The sequence below is a fragment of the Blautia sp. HCP3S3_H10_2 genome (assembly GCF_052122375.1).
GTDB lineage: Bacteria > Bacillota > Clostridia > Lachnospirales > Lachnospiraceae > Blautia_A.
In genome coordinates, this window is sequence record NZ_JBQKCL010000002.1 from 256,362 (window position 1) to 276,136 (window position 19,775).

General features: G+C 44.7%; 17 protein-coding genes and 1 tRNA gene. 2 read left to right on the forward strand and 16 right to left on the reverse strand.

What is annotated here, in order from left to right; translation table 11 throughout:
- Positions 1–97: 97 nt before the first annotated feature.
- The 5 genes from ACTQWB_RS03065 to pta form a co-directional block, all read right to left on the reverse strand.
- Positions 98–985 carry an alpha/beta hydrolase gene (locus ACTQWB_RS03065; protein WP_441500300.1) on the reverse strand — a complete coding sequence of 296 codons (888 nt, stop codon included), beginning with the start codon at positions 983–985 and terminating at the stop codon, positions 98–100.
- A 399-nt stretch (positions 986–1,384) separates the two neighbouring features.
- Entirely contained in the window at positions 1,385–1,567 is a 183-nt protein-coding gene (rpmF, locus tag ACTQWB_RS03070) for a 50S ribosomal protein L32 (protein ID WP_077610953.1), read from the reverse strand.
- Between the two features lie 5 nt (positions 1,568–1,572).
- Positions 1,573–2,100, reverse strand: a complete 528-nt coding sequence (locus ACTQWB_RS03075; RefSeq protein WP_441500301.1) for a YceD family protein — start codon at positions 2,098–2,100, stop codon at positions 1,573–1,575.
- Between the two features lie 279 nt (positions 2,101–2,379).
- Entirely contained in the window at positions 2,380–3,570 is a 1,191-nt protein-coding gene (locus tag ACTQWB_RS03080; RefSeq protein WP_441500302.1) for an acetate/propionate family kinase, read from the reverse strand.
- Positions 3,571–3,624: 54 nt separating this feature from the next.
- Positions 3,625–4,629 (reverse strand): phosphate acetyltransferase, encoded by a 1,005-nt coding sequence (gene pta, locus ACTQWB_RS03085; protein WP_441500303.1) that lies wholly within the window; start codon positions 4,627–4,629, stop codon positions 3,625–3,627.
- 130 nt (positions 4,630–4,759) lie between these two features.
- Between pta and ACTQWB_RS03090 the strand changes: the two genes are divergently transcribed.
- Positions 4,760–6,001 (forward strand): nucleotidyltransferase, encoded by a 1,242-nt coding sequence (locus ACTQWB_RS03090; protein ID WP_441500304.1) that lies wholly within the window; start codon positions 4,760–4,762, stop codon positions 5,999–6,001.
- A 164-nt stretch (positions 6,002–6,165) separates the two neighbouring features.
- Here ACTQWB_RS03090 and ACTQWB_RS03095 read toward each other — a convergent pair whose 3' ends face one another.
- The 10 genes from ACTQWB_RS03095 to ftsH form a co-directional block, all read right to left on the reverse strand.
- Complete coding sequence (locus ACTQWB_RS03095) at positions 6,166–6,957, reverse strand: ABC transporter ATP-binding protein (protein WP_441500305.1); 792 nt, start codon at positions 6,955–6,957, stop codon at positions 6,166–6,168.
- Positions 6,958–6,960: 3 nt separating this feature from the next.
- Positions 6,961–7,887, reverse strand: a complete 927-nt coding sequence (locus tag ACTQWB_RS03100; RefSeq protein ID WP_441500306.1) for an ABC transporter permease — start codon at positions 7,885–7,887, stop codon at positions 6,961–6,963.
- 15 nt (positions 7,888–7,902) lie between these two features.
- On the reverse strand, positions 7,903–8,928 hold the full coding sequence (locus tag ACTQWB_RS03105; protein ID WP_441500307.1) for an ABC transporter substrate-binding protein: 1,026 nt from the start codon (positions 8,926–8,928) through the stop codon (positions 7,903–7,905).
- Positions 8,929–9,469: 541 nt separating this feature from the next.
- Positions 9,470–10,834: a PFL family protein gene (locus ACTQWB_RS03110; protein WP_441500308.1), complete on the reverse strand. Its 1,365-nt coding sequence runs from the start codon at positions 10,832–10,834 to the stop codon at positions 9,470–9,472.
- 70 nt (positions 10,835–10,904) lie between these two features.
- Entirely contained in the window at positions 10,905–11,177 is a 273-nt protein-coding gene (locus ACTQWB_RS03115) for an ACT domain-containing protein (protein ID WP_021925040.1), read from the reverse strand.
- 128 nt (positions 11,178–11,305) lie between these two features.
- On the reverse strand, positions 11,306–12,103 hold the full coding sequence (locus ACTQWB_RS03120; protein WP_441500309.1) for an MBL fold metallo-hydrolase: 798 nt from the start codon (positions 12,101–12,103) through the stop codon (positions 11,306–11,308).
- A complete protein-coding gene (gene coaE / locus ACTQWB_RS03125) occupies positions 12,090–12,689 on the reverse strand; it encodes a dephospho-CoA kinase (RefSeq protein WP_441500310.1) in 600 nt (199 codons plus the stop codon). Before coaE ends, ACTQWB_RS03120 begins: the two co-directional genes overlap by 14 nt.
- 21 nt (positions 12,690–12,710) lie before the next feature.
- Positions 12,711–15,350 carry a DNA polymerase I gene (gene polA, locus ACTQWB_RS03130; protein ID WP_441500311.1) on the reverse strand — a complete coding sequence of 880 codons (2,640 nt, stop codon included), beginning with the start codon at positions 15,348–15,350 and terminating at the stop codon, positions 12,711–12,713.
- An 80-nt stretch (positions 15,351–15,430) separates the two neighbouring features.
- A complete protein-coding gene (locus ACTQWB_RS03135) occupies positions 15,431–15,769 on the reverse strand; it encodes an anti-sigma factor family protein (RefSeq protein WP_441500312.1) in 339 nt (112 codons plus the stop codon).
- Between the two features lie 197 nt (positions 15,770–15,966).
- On the reverse strand, positions 15,967–17,823 hold the full coding sequence (ftsH, locus tag ACTQWB_RS03140; protein ID WP_441500313.1) for an ATP-dependent zinc metalloprotease FtsH: 1,857 nt from the start codon (positions 17,821–17,823) through the stop codon (positions 15,967–15,969).
- A gap of 353 nt (positions 17,824–18,176) precedes the next feature.
- On the opposite strand from ftsH, the gene ACTQWB_RS03145 reads away from it, so the two are divergent.
- A tRNA-Leu gene (locus tag ACTQWB_RS03145) sits at positions 18,177–18,259 on the forward strand.
- A gap of 147 nt (positions 18,260–18,406) precedes the next feature.
- Here ACTQWB_RS03145 and ACTQWB_RS03150 read toward each other — a convergent pair.
- A complete protein-coding gene (locus tag ACTQWB_RS03150) occupies positions 18,407–19,693 on the reverse strand; it encodes a diaminopimelate decarboxylase (RefSeq protein WP_441500314.1) in 1,287 nt (428 codons plus the stop codon).
- Between the last annotated feature and the right edge of the window lie 82 nt (positions 19,694–19,775).

Below are 19,775 nucleotides of genomic sequence, written 5' to 3' on the forward strand. Positions count from 1 at the left end.
GAGCATATAGGATTTTTCCTTATAAAACAAGAAACCTGTGGCGAACCGCAGGTTTCCGTGAAAAAAGGTAACTATTCAGAGCCCTTTTTCAAATACATTAGAAACAAAACTCTCTGAAGAAGTCACATTCCGCGTCATTACACTGTGCAGCGTCAATCGTTTTAATATCACAGTGAAATACATGTCCAAGCTTATTGACTTTATCTCCGAACACACGATATACAAAGGGCACATTGTTCTCCATCAACTTCTGTACCAGCGCAGGTGCCTGTGCTTTCTGGAAATCAGCCACAGAGGTCATACAAAATACCGGGGGATATACATCGGTAATCCCATCCAGTACATTAATAGCCTGCAGCTCTTCCTCGGTACCGCCTTCAGGCAGAAGTTCCTTCATGATCTGCATGGTCAGACTTTCCGGCTCTTCTTTTATAACCTGGTACACACCACAGTTCAGGGCGATCGCAGTAAGTGCAAAGCCTTCTGGCACTGTAAACGGATATCTGGCTGCACATGCAGGATTCGTGCAGATTCCTGCATAAAGTCCAAGAAGATGGGCTCCTGCTGAGTCACCAACCGCAAAAATACGCTCTGTGTCAAAATGGAATCTGCCAGCGCGCTTCATCACCCACTTACACACCAGGTTCAGATCCTCTAATTGGGCCGGAAATTTGTACTCCGGAGCCAGGCGATAGGTAAAGTTCACAACTGCAAATCCACGCTGGGCCAGGCTCATGCAATAATACTGATACCGCTCTTTATCCCCATACATCCAGGCTCCGCCGTGAACACTGATGATAACAGGAAGATCCTCACCCTGGGCCTGTTTCGGTCTGTAAACATCCAGCTTCTGCATTTCCCTGTCATCATGTCCATACACAATATTGTCCCAGCGGTCTACATCCTCTGGTGTATTCATAAGAGCATCGCGCTCATCATCTGATTTTTTAAACTCTGATCTGATCTTATCGCTTAATTCAGACATTTTCGTTCCTCCAATGATTCCATTGTATTGTTTTCTGTGGTTGTCATATCTGATACCACAGCATTTAAACCTTTGTTCTTCTCATCATTATATATGATGTTAGTGTCAAAAGGTATTTTGACACTAACTTGATACCACGGATTGTTCCGCAGCTACGCTGCTCCCACAATCCTTCAAACATTCGGAATCCGCTGATTTACTGCGTAAATCGCTACTTCCTCATGTTTGGCGTGTCCCAAGATCAAAAGCTTTATCGTGCAAGCACGAACAGCTTTTTGACCTTTTGACACTGGTATCATTATATATGAAAATTGTACAAAAAACAAGAATATTTCCAGCTACGTTTCTGCACAAAAAAAGAACACCCGATCAACTCAGATGTTCTTTAAAAGTTCGCTATTAGTCTTCAACTTTAACGATCTCTTTTTTGTTATAGCTTCCGCAAGCCTTGCAAACTCTGTGTGGCATCATAAGTGCGCCGCATTTGCTGCATTTTACAAGGTTCGGAGCGCTCATTTTCCAGTTTGCTCTTCTCTTATCGCGTCTTGCTTTGGAAGATTTATTCTTTGGGCAGATGGACATTTCGGTTACACCTCCTTAAATTTACTGAATATATCACTGATAGCTGCCATACGGGGATCCTTAGGCTCCTCGGCACATCCGCAGGGACCATCATTCAGATTCTTCCCGCATCTGCTACATATCCCTTTGCAGTCCTCTTTACATAAGACCTTCAAAGGCCAGCTCATCAGTACCTCAAGATAGACCAAACGGTCCACATCCAGGTCATAGCCGGTGAGATAGCTGCTCTCATCCAGATCATTCACACGCTCTTCATCTGTAAGCTTCATATCAAGCTTCCTCTTAAACGTAAAAGGAATCTCTGTCTCAACCTGTTCCAGGCATCTGTCGCATGGAATTCCAACAGTCACAAGACCGCTTCCTTCAAGCTCCAGTACTCTGTCTCCGGTATTCGTAATAGTAAGCTCTACAGGCTTCTTATCCAGTACTGGAAAAGTCCCCTGCTGGAAGGTAATAGTATCCATTTCGATAGCAACACTGTAGTGCTGGCTCTTACCTTCGCTGGATGAAATGTCTGATAAATGTATCTGCATAATCGTCTCCCTATTCACACTTAATCAATTATACATACCCTGTCATTATTTGTCAACTTGAATTTTTTCTTATCTAACATAATTTTTCAAAAAAGTTAGAATAGCTGCCAAATTTTCAGGTTAAATACTAACATAATATTTCTTTTCATATAAAATCCTGCCGGAGAATCATACACTCCGGCAGGATCAGTACATTCGTATAAAGTGATACTGCATTATCACAAAGCCGTCCGTCTATTAGCAGCCGCCTTTGCTCATGCAATCCTGAACGCACTTAAATTATTTTACAAGTGCTACTGTATCACGGCAGATTGCAAGCTCCTCATTAGTCGGAATAACTGCAACTTTAACCTTGGAGTCAGCTCCGGAAATAACAACTTCCTCGCCCATAGCCTCGTTTGCCTTAGCATCAATGGTAACACCAAGGAATCCAAGATAAGAGCATACTTTCTCACGAATCATACCAACATTCTCACCGATACCAGCGGTAAATACGATTGCGTCAACACCATTCATAGCTGCTACATAGCCGCCAACATATTTCGCAATACCGTAGCAGAGAACTTCGATCGCATTCTTAGCGTCTTCGTTACCCTCAGCAGCAGCTGCTCTAAGGTCACGCATATCGCTGGATACGCCAGACATTCCCTGAAGACCGGATTTCTTATTCAGCACGTTCATAACACCTGCAAGGTCAAGGTTCTCTTTCTTTGCAATATACTCAACGATAGCCGGATCAATGCTTCCGGAACGGGTACCCATTACAACACCTTCAAGAGGAGTAAGACCCATTGTAGTATCTACACATTTGCCATTCTGTACAGCACTGATGGAAGAACCATTTCCAAGGTGGCAGACGATAACTTTGGAATTATCTTTATCAAGGCCAAGGAATTCAACAGCACGTTTGGAAACGAAGCTGTGGGAGGTTCCATGGAAACCATATCTTCTTACTTTATAGTTCTTATAATACTCGATCGGAAGTCCATACAGATATGCTTTTGCAGGCATTGTCTGATGGAAAGCGGTATCAAATACACCAACCTGAGGAACGTTCGGCATAAGCTCAGAGCAAACGCGGATACCGATCAGGTTCGCCGGGTTATGAAGTGGTGCAAGATCGTTACACTCTTCTACTGCTTTGATCATCTCATCTGTGATAATAGCAGAGGAAGCAAATTTCTCGCCACCATGTACGATACGGTGACCGATTGCATTTACTTCTGCAAGGCTCTTGATCGCACCTGTCTTCTCATTTGTAAGTGCCTCCAGAACCATCTGGATTGCTTCTTTATGAGTCGGCATGGAAGCCTCTGTGATCTCTTTGTCGTTTCCGGCTTTCTGATATACCAGTCTTCCGTCAATTCCGATTCTCTCGCAAAGTCCTTTTGCAAGAACTTCTTCTGTGTCGGAATCGATCAGCTGGTATTTTAAAGAAGAACTACCGCAGTTAATTACCAATACATTCATTTTTTTACTCTCCTGTTTACATGATTATATGTATGATTGCTGACTGATCTTTCATCAATCCTGAGCCTGGCACTGTACGGATGTGATAGCTACAACACCAACGATATCGTCAGCGGAGCATCCACGGGACAGGTCATTTACAGGTTTTGCGATACCCTGTGTGATAGGTCCGTAAGCTTCTGCCTTTGCAAGACGCTGTGCAAGCTTATATCCGATGTTTCCTGCATCAAGGTCTGGGAAGATAAGTACGTTAGCCTTACCTGCAACCGGGCTTCCCGGAGCTTTGGAAGCACCTACGCTCGGAACGATAGCTGCATCAAGCTGGAACTCTCCGTCAAGTGCAAGATCTGGATTCTGCTCTTTGGCGATCTTGGTAGCCTCAACAACTTTATCAACATCTGGGTGCTTAGCGCTTCCCTTGGTAGAATGGGAAAGCATAGCTACTACAGGCTCTTCCTGTACCAGAAGCTTGAAGGATTCTGCAGAAGAAGCTGCGATTGCTGCAAGTTCTTCCGGATTCGGGTTCTGGTTCAGACCGGAATCACCAAATACGAATGCACCGTTAGCGCCATACTCGCAGTCCGGAACAATGATCAGGAAGAATGCGGAAACAAGCTTGGTTCCTGGTTTGGTCTTCAGGATCTGAAGGCACGGTCTTAAGGTATCAGCTGTAGAATGGCATGCACCGGAAACCATACCGTCTGCATCGCCCATTTTAACCATCATAACACCATAATACAGATACTGGTTCAGAAGAATCTCCTTAGCCTGCTCTGGTGTCATGCCTTTTTTCTGTCTTAACTCTACTAATTTGTCAATATATCCCTGAGTTTTCTCAGATGTTGCAGGATCTACGATCTGTGCACCGGAAATGTCGAAACCGCCTTCAGCTGCGCTCTTCTTAACAGCTTCTTCATTACCTACAAGTACAAGCTTAGCAATTCCTTCTTTTAAAATTTTGTCTGCTGCCTCAAGAGTTCTCATATCCTCTGTCTCTGGCAGAACGATTGTCTTAATGCTGGATTTTGCTCTTTCTTTGATTACATCAATAAATCCCATGATTAAATGGCTCCTTTCATTTGTTACAGTATCCAGTAACTTGCTTCCATTATACGCCACCTGGCCTTGTATTTCAAGCTTTTCAATGTTAGAATATGGAAGAACAACGTATTTTTTGAGGTGCAATTTTATGAAAACTGCCGGAATCATTGCGGAATATAATCCTTTTCATACGGGACATGAATATCAGATCAGCCAGGTACGGGAAGCACTTGGTGCAGACTACGTGATCATCGCCATGAGCGGCGATTTCGTCCAAAGAGGCACCCCTGCTCTCTTTTCCAAATATACCCGTGCAGAAATGGCGCTAAAATGTGGAGCTGATCTTGTTCTGGAGCTTCCTGTCGCTGCCGCCACTGCCAGCGCAGAGTTTTTTGCCAGAGGCGGTATTCAGCTTCTTGACCGGCTTGGAGTCACTGATTTTCTCTGTTTTGGAAGCGAATGTGGGGATACTAACGTTTTAATGGATCTGGCAGAAATCCTCACCCGGGAACCAGAGGACTTTCAGAATATGCTCCGCCAGAAGTTAAAAGAAGGATTCACTTTTCCCAAAGCCAGAAGCCTGGCACTTTCTGCACTTTTTCCCGGATTCAGCGACTATCAGCAGATTCTTTCTTCTCCCAATAATATTCTTGGAATTGAATACTGCAAGGCTATTTTACGTGAAAAGAGCCCCATCAGACCAGTAGCCATAAAACGTGAGGGAAATGAATATCACGACACCACTTTGACAGAGCGTATTTTCCCTTCTGCTTCCGCGATCCGCAGCGCCATCACAAATGCACCGGATTTAAGCTCTGCCCTGCCGCATAATGTGGCAGACCAGTTTCTTCCGGCCTCCTGCAGGGAATTATTTCTCCGGGAAATTTCCCGGAATCATTTTATTCTGGAAAACGACCTGGATGCCCTTTACCGTTACTGCCTCCTTTCTGAAACAGAAGACAGCCTGTGCACTTACCTGGATCTGTCCCATTCCCTTGCCAGAAGAATCCTTTCCTGCAAGGACCAGTACGAAACCTTTTCCCAATTTACAGAGGTTCTGAAAACCAAAGAGATCACCCGCACCAGGATCCAGCGGGCTCTTTTGCACATGCTTCTTCACATCCGTAAAGTTCCCGAACAGATTCCCTATGCCAGGGTCCTGGGTTTTCGCAGGGATAGCTCTGCCCTTCTTGGTGAAATAAAAAAGAAGAGCCGGATTCCTCTTCTTACAAAATTACCAGATGCCCCTAAACAACTGGATGGAAATTCTGAAGCTATTGATTTACTAAATGAAACAACTTTTGCTTCCAATCTTTACGAAAGCATCCTGGCGCAAAAAAATAACAAAGCTTATATTCACGAATACCGTCAGCAGATTGTTATTGTATGATGCCGCTGGCCCAAAACCCAGAGCCTGCCCCCAAAGTCATCCCTGCAATCTGCACGCTCTAGAAGCCATTCATCCTCTGATATTCCATTTAATCAGTTTTCTCCTACTACTAAAACGCCCCAAAAGCCAGACTTAAGATCTGACAATTGGGGCATTTTTGTATGTTATTCATTTGAAAGAAGAATACGGTCATTATCCAGCTTCTTACCTGCTCCCACCTTGAATTTATCAAGCAGACCTTCCACTGTAAGTCCTTTCTTCTCTTCTCCCTTAATATCCAGAACGATATCTCCCGAGTCCATCATCAGTATCCGGTTTCCAAGCTCCAGTGCGGACTGCATGTTATGGGTGATCATCAGACAGGTCAGATGATGTTCTTCCACAATTCTCTTGGTCAGGTTCAGCACCTTCTCAGCCGTCCCAGGGTCAAGGGCCGCTGTGTGCTCATCCAGAAGGAGAAGCTTCGGCGGATTCATGGTCGCCATCAAAAGGGTAAGTGCCTGTCTTTGTCCTCCCGAGAGCAATCCCACCGGATGATTCATCCTGTCCTCCAGCCCGATATCCAGAAGGGCCAGCTGCTCTTTGAAACGCTGTTTATCACTTCTGGAAATGCCAGAGAGCCATCCTCCCCTGCCTGCTGCAAGGGCAAGATTCTCCAAAATAGTCATTCCAGGAGCCGTCCCTCTCATAGGGTCCTGATACAGCCGGCCAATATTTTTTGCTCTGGCATGCTGTGGCATAAAGGTAATATCCTCCCCATCCAGCACAATGGAACCGGAATCTGTAAAAAAGTCCCCGCAAATAGCATTAAACATGGTAGATTTGCCAGCTCCGTTAGAGCCGATGATCGTTGCAAAATCCCCTTTTTCCAGATGAAGGGACAAGTCCTTGATTGCCACTTTTTCATTTACTGTTCCCGGATTAAAGGTTTTGGAAATATGTGAAAGCTTCAGCATGGATCAGATTCCTCCCTTCTTGTGTGTCATTCTCCGTTTCAGCTGCGGCCACTGCCTCTTCAGATACGGGCCGGAAATCGCCAGAATAACGATCACAGAAGATACCAGCTTCAGCATAAATGCCGGCATATTAAATCTTAATGCAACTGTATAAACCAGACGGAAAATAAAAGATCCAAGTACCATTCCGACCGCCCTTATAAAAATTCCGCCTTTTCCCAGGATCGTTCCTCCGATCAGCAAGGAAGCGAGGGCAATAGTAACCATTCCCTGTCCAATGTTGATATCCACAGACTTCTGTGACTGGGAAAGCAGGCATCCAGACAATGCTGTAAAAGAGTTTGCAATGCAAAGTCCGATGATCGTTGTAAATACAGGGTTAATAGAGGAGGATTTTACCATATCCGCATTATTTCCAGTAGCCCGGATTGCAAGGCCAAGTCTGGTTTTCAAGAAGAATACCAGAAATGCGATCACTGCTGCTACCGCGATCAGTGCAACAATAATGTCTGACCTTCCCTTTAACGGAGTATCTGCCAGGGCATCCTTCATCATGGAAAACACCGTATCTGTACGGTTCATATTGATCAGGGAAGAACCTCCCATCACCGCAATATTAATGGAATACAGACCTGTATTCACGATAATTCCCGCAAGCAGGCTGTCCACGCCCATTTTCGTCTGCAAAAATCCGGTTATAAAACCAGAGCAGATTCCGGCCAGCATTGCAGCTATAATGGATAAAAAAGGATGTCCGCTAACTGCCACGGCAGCTCCTACAGCGGCGCCTAAGGTAAAGCAGCCGTCTGTAGAAAGGTCGCAGACATTCAGCATGGAATAACTTAAAAACAACGCAAGGACAGTCAAAGAACAGATCAGTCCAAGTTTCAGGGCAGTTTCTCCTAAGGAGAGTGCAGTAGCCAGTGTCACGATTTTTTCCTCCGGTTAATTTTCTTCCAGTTCATCAAAGCTTTCTGCTGTGGTGATCTCATTTACCTGTGTGCAAAGAGGTTCCATAGCTGCTTTGACAGTTTCAAAATCAAGGCCAAGTGCCTCGCAGGTTTCTGTATTGACAGTTGCAGTACCGTTATCAAAGGTTTCTACAGGAGTAGACGCCGGATCAGCACCATTTAAAAGAATGTCTGCAACCATATCTGCTGTCTTGGAGCCAAGGTTTGCATAATCAACACCATATCCTGCAAATGCTCCGTTTAATGCGAAGGAATCAGCACCTGTATAATGTGGGATTCCAGCATCAATAAATTTCTCATAAATGGAAAGCTCTGCTGTCATGATCGTATTGTCAGTTGGAGTAAATACTGCGTCAACGCCATCTGCCACAAGTGCATCTGCTGCAAGCTGTACCTCATCTGTGGTCGTTCCGGTGCGCTCTACATATTCGATTCCATTCTCATCCATGTAAGCTTTGGCTGCCTCAATGGCTGCTGTGGAGGAATCCTGTCCAATATCATATAAAAGTCCGATCTTCTTTGTATCTGGATTGACTGCCTGGATCAGTTTCATAATAGAAGCGGTATCCAGATAATCGCTTGTTCCGGTAAGGTTTGCGCCTGGTGCGTCCAGGGATTCCACAAGTCCTGCGCCGACCGGATCAGATACTGCGGAAAATACAACCGGTGTGTCTGTTCCCTCTGTGCTTGCCTGCATACGCATAGCTACCGGTGTAGCAACGCCAACCATAAGATCTACACCATCTGCCTGGAAATCAGAAATGATCTGCTCCATAACATTGGCATCTGCATTACAGTTGTCATAGGAGATCTCGAAATTAACACCCTTCTCATCCCCGATCTCTTTCAGACGGCTTTCCAGATTGTCTACGATCTGATTCAGGGAAGCATCATCAACATAGTTGCAGATGCCGATCTTGTAATCCTCTGCCAGAACAGGTGTTGCCATCATCATAGTTGCCATTGTTGCTGCTGCGATTGCGATCATTCTTTTTTTCATAGTTTTTTCCTCTCTCTCTTAAAATTGGCTAAGGGATAACTGAGCCGATCCCCTGCATCTTGTCTGCGAGAAAGAATGAGTGGTATCTGTCTGTTCCAGACTTTTCTGGTAAATAAAAAACCGTCTTCAAAAAACAACATCTCTGTTGTTCTTTGAGACGGTAATAAAATCTTATTATCGCGGTGCCACTCAAATTGACAAATCGTCCACTTTCTCATGTACAAACATACACTCCTGATTGGTAACGGGTTCGGTTCCCGTCGGCGCCTACTCTCCTCGATCATAATTTCGGGCCGCCCTCGAAAGTCCATTCCATCAGCCGCTTCATACGAAGATCCCACCATCCTTCGCTCTCTGTGTGGTCACTAATCAGTCCATTCATAATGACCAGATGTCACATCTGATTTACTACTCTTTCTCATCGGTTTAACTGGTTTATACTTTAGCACAGTAATGTAAAAATGTCAAGTCATTTTTAATGCTTCGCAAAAAATCGGAACCTGCTTGTGCAATTACAAGAAGTAGCGCCTGCTTCGCAGGCTTAATTTTTAAAGCTATGGATCGGGGCGGGAATGCGTCCTCCGCGTGCTACAAATGCTTCGCAGGAGAAGTTATTCACCGGCATGATCGGTGCATAGCCAAGAAGACCGCCGAATTCTACTGTCTCTCCCACGCCTTTTCCAATAACAGGGATGAGGCGGACTGCTGTCGTCTTCTGATTCACCATTCCGATGGCTGCTTCATCTGCAATAATACCGGAAATCGTGGAAGCCTTCGTATCTCCTGGTACTGCGATCATGTCAAGACCTACTGAGCAGACACAGGTCATAGCTTCCAGCTTCTCGATAGTAAGGGCGCCTGCTGTCACAGCATCGATCATTCCCTGGTCTTCACTGACCGGAATAAATGCGCCGCTTAAGCCGCCTACTGCTGTGGATGCCATTACACCGCCTTTTTTCACCTGATCGTTTAACAAAGCAAGGGCTGCTGTAGTTCCAGGTGCCCCGGCTCTTTCAAGGCCGATTTCTTCCAGGATTTCTGCCACACTGTCTCCTATCGCCGGCGTCGGTGCAAGAGAAAGATCCACAATACCAAAAGGAACGCCAAGCATTTTGGACGCTTCACGGGCAACCAGCTGGCCTACTCGGGTTACCTTAAACGCTGTGCGTTTGATCATCTCACAGAGAGTCTCGAAATCCTCTCCCCTTACTTTTTCCAGGGCTGTTTTTACTACCCCGGGACCGCTGACACCAACATTGATAATGCTGTCTGCCTCTGTAACACCGTGGAATGCACCTGCCATAAACGGATTATCATCTGGTGCATTGCAAAATACAACCAGCTTGGCACATCCAAGAGAATCCTGTTCCTTGGTTGCCTCAGCAGTCTCAAGCACGACCTCACCCATAAGCTTTACAGCATCCATATTGATTCCGGTCTTTGTGGAACCAACATTTACAGAGCTGCACACGCGCTCTGTGCTTGCAAGAGCCTGTGGAATAGAACGGATCAGAAGCTCCTCAGCAGGCGTCATTCCCTTACTTACAAGAGCTGTATATCCACCTATAAAATTTACTCCCACCTGTTTTGCTGCCTTATCAAGTGTCTTTGCAATCGTCACAAAATCCTCTGTTGTCCTGCATGCAGCGCCGCCGACCAGACCGATGGGTGTAACTGAGATTCTTTTGTTCACAATAGGAATTCCATACTGTGCAGAAATTTTTTCGCCAGTTGCCACCAGATCTTTGGCATAAGTGGTAATTTTGTTATAAATTTTCTCATTTAATTTGGCAAGATCACTGTCAATACAATCAAGCAGGCTGATTCCAAGAGTGATGGTACGCACATCAAGGTTCTCCTGCTCGATCATTTTATTGGTCTCATTTACCTCAAACATATTAATCATAGCGTTTCGTGTTCCTTTCTCCAGATAAGATTATATAATGTCAGGGTCCAAAAGCCTTCCGTTCCAAGCATTATATACGGTGCATTACGTTGAAAATATCCTCGTGCTGGCAATGGATCACTACGCCGATCTCATCCCCCAGAGCAGCCAGTTCTTTTGAAAGAGTTGCAATTTCCTTGTCTGAAGCGCTGGTATCCGCTACCATCATCATGTTAAAATACCCCTGTACAATAGTCTGGGAAATGTCCAGAATATTCACCTGGTTCTGGGCAAGATACGTACATACTTTTGCAATGATACCAACTGTGTCGTTTCCTACAACTGTGATGATTGTTTTTTTCATGATACTCCTCCTGTATTTGGGGCCGACGCCCTTATTTGACTGTCCCGGGAAATTTGTCTGTTCTTCTCTTTCCCATGACCTGTATGTAAAAACCAGACATATCCCAAAATGGCGCAAGCACTGTACCGCTACAGTGCAACCACTTCTGAAATACTATCCCGTTTCGCAACCTGTATCTTGAAATCTTTGGATTTATATGGATTATCTCCAAGGGTTACCTCTGAGCAGACCGTCTCATAGGCAAGCGCCTCGTAGTTATTTTCCTTGCTTAAATGGCCGAGAAAAATTGCCTTCATATCATCATGCAAAAGCCTGCAGAGCAGCCTTCCTGCGTTTTCATTGGAAAGATGCCCCCTGTCTCCCAGAATACGCTGTTTCAGGTAATATGGATAGCTTCCCACCTGAAGCATACGGATGTCATGGTTGGATTCCAGCAAAAGGGCATCCAGATTCTGTAAATTCTCTACTATGTAATCGTTATATTTCCCAAGGTCTGTAGCAATGCCAACTGCCTTATCCTGGCATTCCACCCGGTATCCTACCGGCTGCGCCGCATCATGGGGAATGGAAAAAGGATGTATAGTCAGATCCTTAATGTGAAAATCCTGGTCTTCCACAATTTCGTGGAATGTATCTTCCGGAAGGTTCTGCATATTTTTCATTCTGCTGATCGCATCTGCAGTTCCTCCTGTGGTATAAACCGGAATGTGGTATCTGCGCGCCATCACACCAAGCCCGCTGATATGGTCAGAGTGTTCATGGGTAACCAGAATAGCATCTATGTCCCTGCCAGTAAGCTCCAGCTGGTTCAGTCCCTGCTCGATCCGTTTGCCGCTGATTCCTGCATCTACCAGAACATGTGTTTCTTCTGATCCCACATAAATACAGTTCCCGCTGCTTCCGCTGGCAATACTACAAAGTCTCATTCCTTCTTACTCCTTCATCGATCTGTTTCCACGTTTTTTCCAGATCACCGTTATTTTCTATCGTATAATCTGTGTTGGCACGAAAATACGCTTCGCTGGCCTGGTTTCCAATGATTCCAAGGGATTTTCCCCTTGTGTACCCACGGTTTTCCATAAGCCGCCGGATGCGGATTTCTTCATCTGTATGAATATACCATACATCATCACAAAATTCCTGGTAATGCTCCTCCAGAAAAAGAGCGGCTTCTACAACGCAAAGCTCTCTTTTTTCCTCTTTTTGCTCTTCCAGGCTTCTCAAAATATACCGTTTTACCGCCGGATGTATGATTCGGTTTAATCGTTCTAATAAATCCGGTTGTCCAAATACTACATCCGAAACCCTCTTCCGGTCAATAGTTTTATCCTTTTTTATCACATCTTTTCCAAACAGACGGATCACCTGCTCATAACATTCCTGTCCTGGTTCCATTACAATATGTCCCACCTCATCCGCCTGTATCACAAAAGCATTGTATTTTTCCTCAAGGTAAGCAAGCACCGTGCTTTTCCCAGCGCCTACTCCTCCTGTAATTCCTATTATCTTCATTGTATGTGCCTCTAGTCTGCATCACTTTGCTTCATACCAGTTATTTCCCTGGTGCATATCTACTTCCAGTTCTACTGCCAGATCAGCGGCTCCTTTCATTTCCTCTTCCAGGATTCTGGAAACCTGGGGAATTTCCTCTTTCCAGGTCTCGATCAACAGCTCATCGTGAACCTGGAGCACCAGTCTGGACTTTAGATTTTCTTCCTGTAGCCGCTTGTATACACGGTTCATAGCAATTTTGATAATATCTGCTGCGGTTCCCTGAATCGGTGAATTCATTGCCACACGCTCTCCAAAGGATCTCTGCATAAAATTGCTGGATTTCAGTTCCGGAACCGGTCTTCTTCTGCCAAACATGGTAGATACATAGCCTTTTTCTTTTCCCTGCTCCACAAGCCCATCCAGGAAACCTTTGATGCTTGGATAAGTCTCAAAGTAATTCTGGATATAAGCCGCTGCTTCTTTTCTGGTAATGCTAAGATCCTGGCTAAGACCAAAGGAGCTGATTCCATAGACAATCCCAAAGTTTACTGCCTTCGCATTCCTTCTCTGCAGCGGTGTGACCTCATCCAATGGAATATGGAAAACCTGTGATGCAGTCAGTCTGTGGATATCCTCGGCCTCCTTATAAGCCTCGATCAGCTTCTCATCTCCGGACATATGGGCCAATACACGAAGCTCGATCTGGGAATAATCCGCATCCAGAAATACGAAACCCTCTTCCGGTACAAACACTTTACGGATCAGTCTTCCCAGTTCCATACGGACCGGTATATTCTGAAGATTTGGCTCTGTACTGCTGATCCGCCCGGTAGCAGTGATTGTCTGGTTAAATGTGGAATGGATCCTTCCATCTGCCTCGATCACAGCCCCAAGACCATCTGCATAAGTGGATTTCAGTTTCGTCAGCTGACGGTATTCCAGAATATCCGTTACGATAGGATTCTCCGCTGCCAGCTTTTCCAGGATATCAGCAGATGTGGAATATCCTGTCTTCGTCTTTTTCCCACCTGGGATTCCCATTTTTTCAAAAAGGATCACGCCTAACTGTTTGGGAGAATTAATATTGAATTCTTCCCCTGCCTGCTGCCAGATCTGCTTCTCCAGTTCCTGGATACGGCCAGTCAGCCTGTCCCCGTAATTTTTCAGCTCGTCCCCTTGCACTTTAATCCCATATTTTTCCATGGAATCCAGTGTAAACACAAGGGGAAGTTCGATTTCTTTATATACCTTCCACATATCCTGCTCATGAAGCTTTTCTTCCAGTGGTTTCTTCACCGAAAGAGCGGTATATGCCATATAGCATCCCAGATGTTCCAGTTCCACCCTGCCCTCTTCCCAGGCATTTTTCAGGGATGTTTTCCCCAGGAGCTCTTCCCTGGCCGGAAGAAGCTTTCCATCCAGATAATCCTTCGCAAGCTCGTCATATGTGTAAGTGCTTTTCAGCGGATTCAGGAGATATGCCGCAATCCCACAGTCAAAAATGGCCGCGTTCCTATTTAAGCTGGCACGTTTCAGCAACGCTTTTATATCCATGGCACATACGGTGGTCTTTTCGCCCAGATGGCCGATCTTATCTCCCAGATATCCGGCAGTTATCATTCCTTCCACAGGAATATAGTAGATCTCATCATCGCTTAAAGCCATACCAGCTCCGTAGACGCCTTCTTTATCCCACAGAAGGGAAATTCCAACAGCTTCTGTCTGTCCCGCTTTTTTAAAAAGCGCTTCACAACCGCCAAAATCATTACAGGTAAAGAAGTCCTGCTCCATATTGTTCTCATTTACCTGGGCCGGATCAAATTTCAGCAGGAAATTTTTAAAATCCAGTTTCCGGCAAAGCTCGTAGGCTTCTTTGCTGTAAATATCGCCGGTTCTATATTTTTCCAGATCAAATTTCACCGGACAATCTGTATTGATGGTGGCAAGCTCTTTACTAAGCTTTGCCAGTTCATAATTTTCTTTCAAAGATTCTCTTGCACGTTTCTGGGAAATTTCATCTGCGTGGGCATATGCATTTTCTAAGGAGCCATATTCCACGATCAGTTTGGTCGCTGTCTTCTCCCCTATGCCCGGGACCCCCGGAATATTATCTGCCTGATCGCCCATAAGTGCCTTCAGATCTATGATCTGGACAGGCGTAATCCCGTAATGCTCCTGCACCTGTTCATCCTTATAATTTTCTATAACCGTCTGGTCTCTGGCTGTTTTGGGAAGACGGATCATAATTTTCTTCGTTGCAAGCTGTAAAAGATCCCTGTCTCCTGAAAGAACCGTCACATCCAGATTGTTCTCTTCGCCTTTTTTTGCAAGCGTCCCGAGAATATCATCTGCCTCAAAACCAGCAAGAGATACTATCTCAATGCCAATTTTTTCAAGCATTTCCTTCAGAAGAGGAATCTGCACTTTCAGTTCTTCCGGCATCGGCTTACGTGTACCTTTGTATTTGGGATATTTCTCATGCCGGAAGGTTGGCTCCTTTCTGTCAAATGCAACTGCCAGATATTCTGGAGCTTCTTCACTCAGCACTTTAAACAGAATATTTAAAAAGCCATACACAGCACCTGTATGCATTCCTTCTGAATTCGTCAGGTCTGGAAGGCCATAAAATGCCCTGTTTAAAATGCTGTAACCATCTATCAATAAAATTTTCTCACACATAAATGCCTCCTGTATGACACTGATTTTCTATCTGTTTTTCAAACACGCTCTATAGAAGATGATAAGCACCTTGCATTTTCTCATAGCATCTGCATCACAATATAGATCAGAAAACCGCCCAGTCCGGCGATCAACGCGCAAAATCCCACTCCGCTTAATGCCCGGCGGAATTTTGTTTTCAGTATATGATGTTTCGCTCTACGGATATCCTCTTCCAGAAGTTCCCGAAGATCCAGAGTAGAATCCTTACCTTCATCATCTAATTGCTGCATGGCAGCATGAACAATAAAATACGTTTCCAGTTCATCATAACAGGAAGGACAATTCTCCACATGCTCCAGAAAAGCCTCCAGTTCATCTACGGACAGGTCATGTTCAATATATCGGTTTACCATACTCTCTGCTGTCTGACAATTCATGGAAACACACCTCTCTTTTTCAACCCATATGGGGTATTATATCCGAATCCTGTAAAAAAAACAAGAGACAGCAACTTTTGACTGATCTTCCTTAAATTTCTCAAGGAGACGCCATATTCACTGTCTCTCATTTTCAATGTTCTCTTTTTCTGTTTATTTCTCTGTTTGTTTTCCTGATCCTGCTGAATTCATGACCTTCATTCTTCTGCTGTAAGAGCCTTCGGCGGATCATTTAAAATCTTCATAAATTCTTCACCAGTGATCGTTTCATGTTCATACAGATATTTGGCCAGTTCATGAAGCTTCTCGATATTATCTTCCAGGATCTTATAAGCTTTCTCATGCTGTCTGCGTACCAGTTCCACAACTTTCTTATCCAGAAGTGTCTGTGTCTCGAAGGAACAGCTAAGGCTGGAATCACCACCCAGATACTGATTACTCATGCTCTCCATTGCAACCATGTCGAACTCGTCACTCATACCGTAACGGGAAATCATTCCCCTGGCAATCTTCGTAGCCTGTTCGATATCGTTGGAAGCGCCAGTTGTAACGCTGTGGAAGATCAGCTCTTCTGCAGCACGACCGCCTGTAAAGGTGGCGATCTTGTTCTCCAGTTCTTCCTTGGACATCAGGAAATGCTCCTGCTCATCCACCTGCATGGTATAGCCAAGTGCCCCGGAGGTACGTGGAATAATGGTGATCTTGTGTACTGGCGCAGAATCCGTCTGCTTAGCAGCCACAAGCGCATGTCCCACTTCATGATACGACACGATCAGCTTCTCCTTGTTGGAAAGTACACGGTTTTTCTTCTGATAGCCTGCGATAACAACCTCAATACTCTCCTCAAAATCTGCCTGGGTGGCAAATTTCCTGCCATCACGCACCGCACGCAGCGCCGCCTCATTTACAATGTTGGCAAGCTCTGCACCAGAAGCTCCCGCAGCAGCCTTGGCGATATCATCAAAACGGACGCTGTCCGCAATTTTGATCTTCTTGGCATGAACCTTAAGAATTTCCTCACGGCCTTTTAAGTCAGGAAGCTCGACCGGAATACGTCTGTCAAAACGACCTGGACGAAGGAGGGCCGGATCAAGGGAATCCGGACGGTTCGTAGCTGCAAGGATCACAACACCTTTGGATCCATCAAATCCATCCATCTCTGTAAGCAGCTGATTCAATGTCTGCTCACGCTCGTCATTTCCACCGGTAAAGCCACCATTATCACGTTTCTTACCAATGGTATCAATTTCGTCAATAAATACGATACACGGTGCTTTCTCGTTTGCCTGCTTAAACAGATCACGGACCTTTGCAGCTCCCATACCTACAAACATCTCCACAAATTCAGAACCGGAAATGGAAAAAAACGGTACTTCTGCTTCTCCGGCAACTGCCTTGGCAAGCAATGTCTTACCTGTACCTGGAGGGCCTACAAGAAGGGCACCTTTCGGCATGGATGCGCCGATTTCTGTATATTTCTGTGGATTATGAAGATAATCTACGATTTCGGTAAGAAGCTCTTTCGCCTCATCTTCACCTGCAACATCTGTAAACTTAATTCCCGTGGAAGATTTCACATATACCTTGGCATTGCTTTTTCCGAAGGACATTGCTCCGCCAGGGCCACCACCCATGGAACTCATCATCTTCTTGCTCAGCCATCTTCCAAGGAAAATAAAGATCACGATTGGAATCACATATCCGATTACCAGACTGAGAAAAATAGACTGTTTCTGCGGTTCCACAGCCTCCATGCTGGTTCCGGCTTCATATAGACGACTCACCAGGTCCGGGTCATCCATCCGGACTGTCTTACATACCGTATCCTCCCCATTCTTGCGGACAACATAATAGATGTAATCATCCTGCACTTCTGCCTTGGACACATTTCCTCTCTCCACATTGCTGAGGAAGGTGCTGTAATCCGTCTTCTCCACTGAGCGCTCCTGCATGGCAGGAATCGCAAATAAATTCAGGAAAAGAATTACCACTACCGCAACCATTACAAAAATATACAATGGCCGGTTCTCTGGTTTTTTATGGTCAATGTTCATTGGCATTTCCTCCATTTTCTGTCAACTTGGTGAATACTTTAGCATTTCTCAATGGGAATATCAATATTCTCTCCCGAAATTTTATAAACTTTTTATTTTTACTCATTGTATGAATTTTTAATGCAATTAAGTAAATTTATTGTTGCTGTTCAGAGCCAACCTCCAAAACGCTTCGCATTTTGTCGGTGTGGCGTATCCGCCAAATGGATTCTTGTGAAAAAGCGCTCGTTCATGCAAGCATGGCTCCCCCTTTTTCACAAGAATCCGCTTGGCTCTGAACAGTAACAATTTATTTTAGAAATGCTCTTGCGCAAAATATCAGATTGTGTTATTATAACTATTGTCAATTTAGCGCCGGCATGTCGGAATGGCAGACGAGGCAGACTCAAAATCTGTTGTAGGCAACTACGTGTGGGTTCAAGTCCCACTGCCGGCACTTCTTTCTATTTCATAAGATATGTAAATCCCGTGAAATCCTTGATTTTACGGGATTTTTTGTTACCTGAAATTCCGCAGAGTTTACTATAGCAAAAAGGAACTACCAGAATATTCTTCCGGTAATTCCTCTTTTATCACTTATCAATCACGCTTTATCTTCATCTTCCAGCATCTTCTCAAAAATCGGGAAGCAGTCAAAGGTAGCGAAATAATCTCTTGGTGTCTCTGCGCGTCTGATCATATCAAAGCTTCCATCCTCATGAAGAAGGATCTCTGCGGATTTCAGCTTGCCATTGTAGTTATATCCCATAGAAAAGCCATGGGCCCCGGTATCATGGATAACCAGGTAATCACCCATATCAATCTTCGGAAGATAACGGTCGATGGCAAATTTATCATTATTTTCGCAAAGTGATCCGGTAATATCATACAAATGGTCACATGCCTGGTCTTCTTTTCCAAGAACAGTAATATGATGATAAGCACCATACATAGCCGGACGCATAAGATTTACTGCGCAGGAATCTACACCGATATATTCCTTATGGGTATGTTTCTCATGAATTGCCTTTGTTACCAGGCAGCCATACGGTCCCATCATAAAACGTCCAAGCTCTGTATAAATGGCAACATCTCCCATTCCCTCCGGAACAAGAACCTCTTCGTACACCTTGCGCACTCCCTCACCGATGGCGCGGATATCATTTGGAGTCTGCTCCGGACGGTAAGGAATACCAATTCCACCAGAAAGGTTAATAAATTTAATATGTGCGCCAGTCTCCTTCTGAAGCTTCACAGCCAGCTCGAACATTACCTTTGCAAGCATTGGATAATAATCATTGGTTACCGTGTTGCTGGCAAGGAATGCATGAATACCAAACTCTTTTGCACCTTTACTTTTCAGGATACGGAATGCGTCAAAAATCTGCTCGGTAGTCATACCATATTTGGCGTCTCCAGGATTGTCCATAATATCATTGCTGATCTTGAAAACTCCGCCTGGGTTATAACGGCAGCTGATGATCTCCGGAATTTTTCCAACTGCTTTCTCCACACTCTCAATATGGGTGATATCATCCAGGTTAATGATTCCGCCAATCTCATCAGCATATTTAAATTCTTTATCCGGAGTGTCATTGGAGGAGAACATAATATCTCCCTTCTTGCATCCGATTGCCTTGGAAAGCATCAGCTCTGTCATGGAAGAGCAGTCACATCCGCAGCCATACTCCTGCAAAATCTTGATCAGAAATGGATTAGGGGTTGCCTTTACCGCAAAAAATTCCTTAAAACCCTTATTCCATGCAAAAGCTTCCTTCAAAGCCTGCGCATTCTCACGTATTCCCTTCTCGTCATAGAGATAAAATGGTGTTGGGTATTTCTGGGCAATTTCCTGTACCTTCTCCAGTGTCACAAAAGGTGTTTTTTTCATAATAGTTTCTCCTCGTTTGTAAAATACAGCACCTGGCTGTGATAAAAAGTAGCGCTTTTTCAGCTGTTATACCAATGCACAA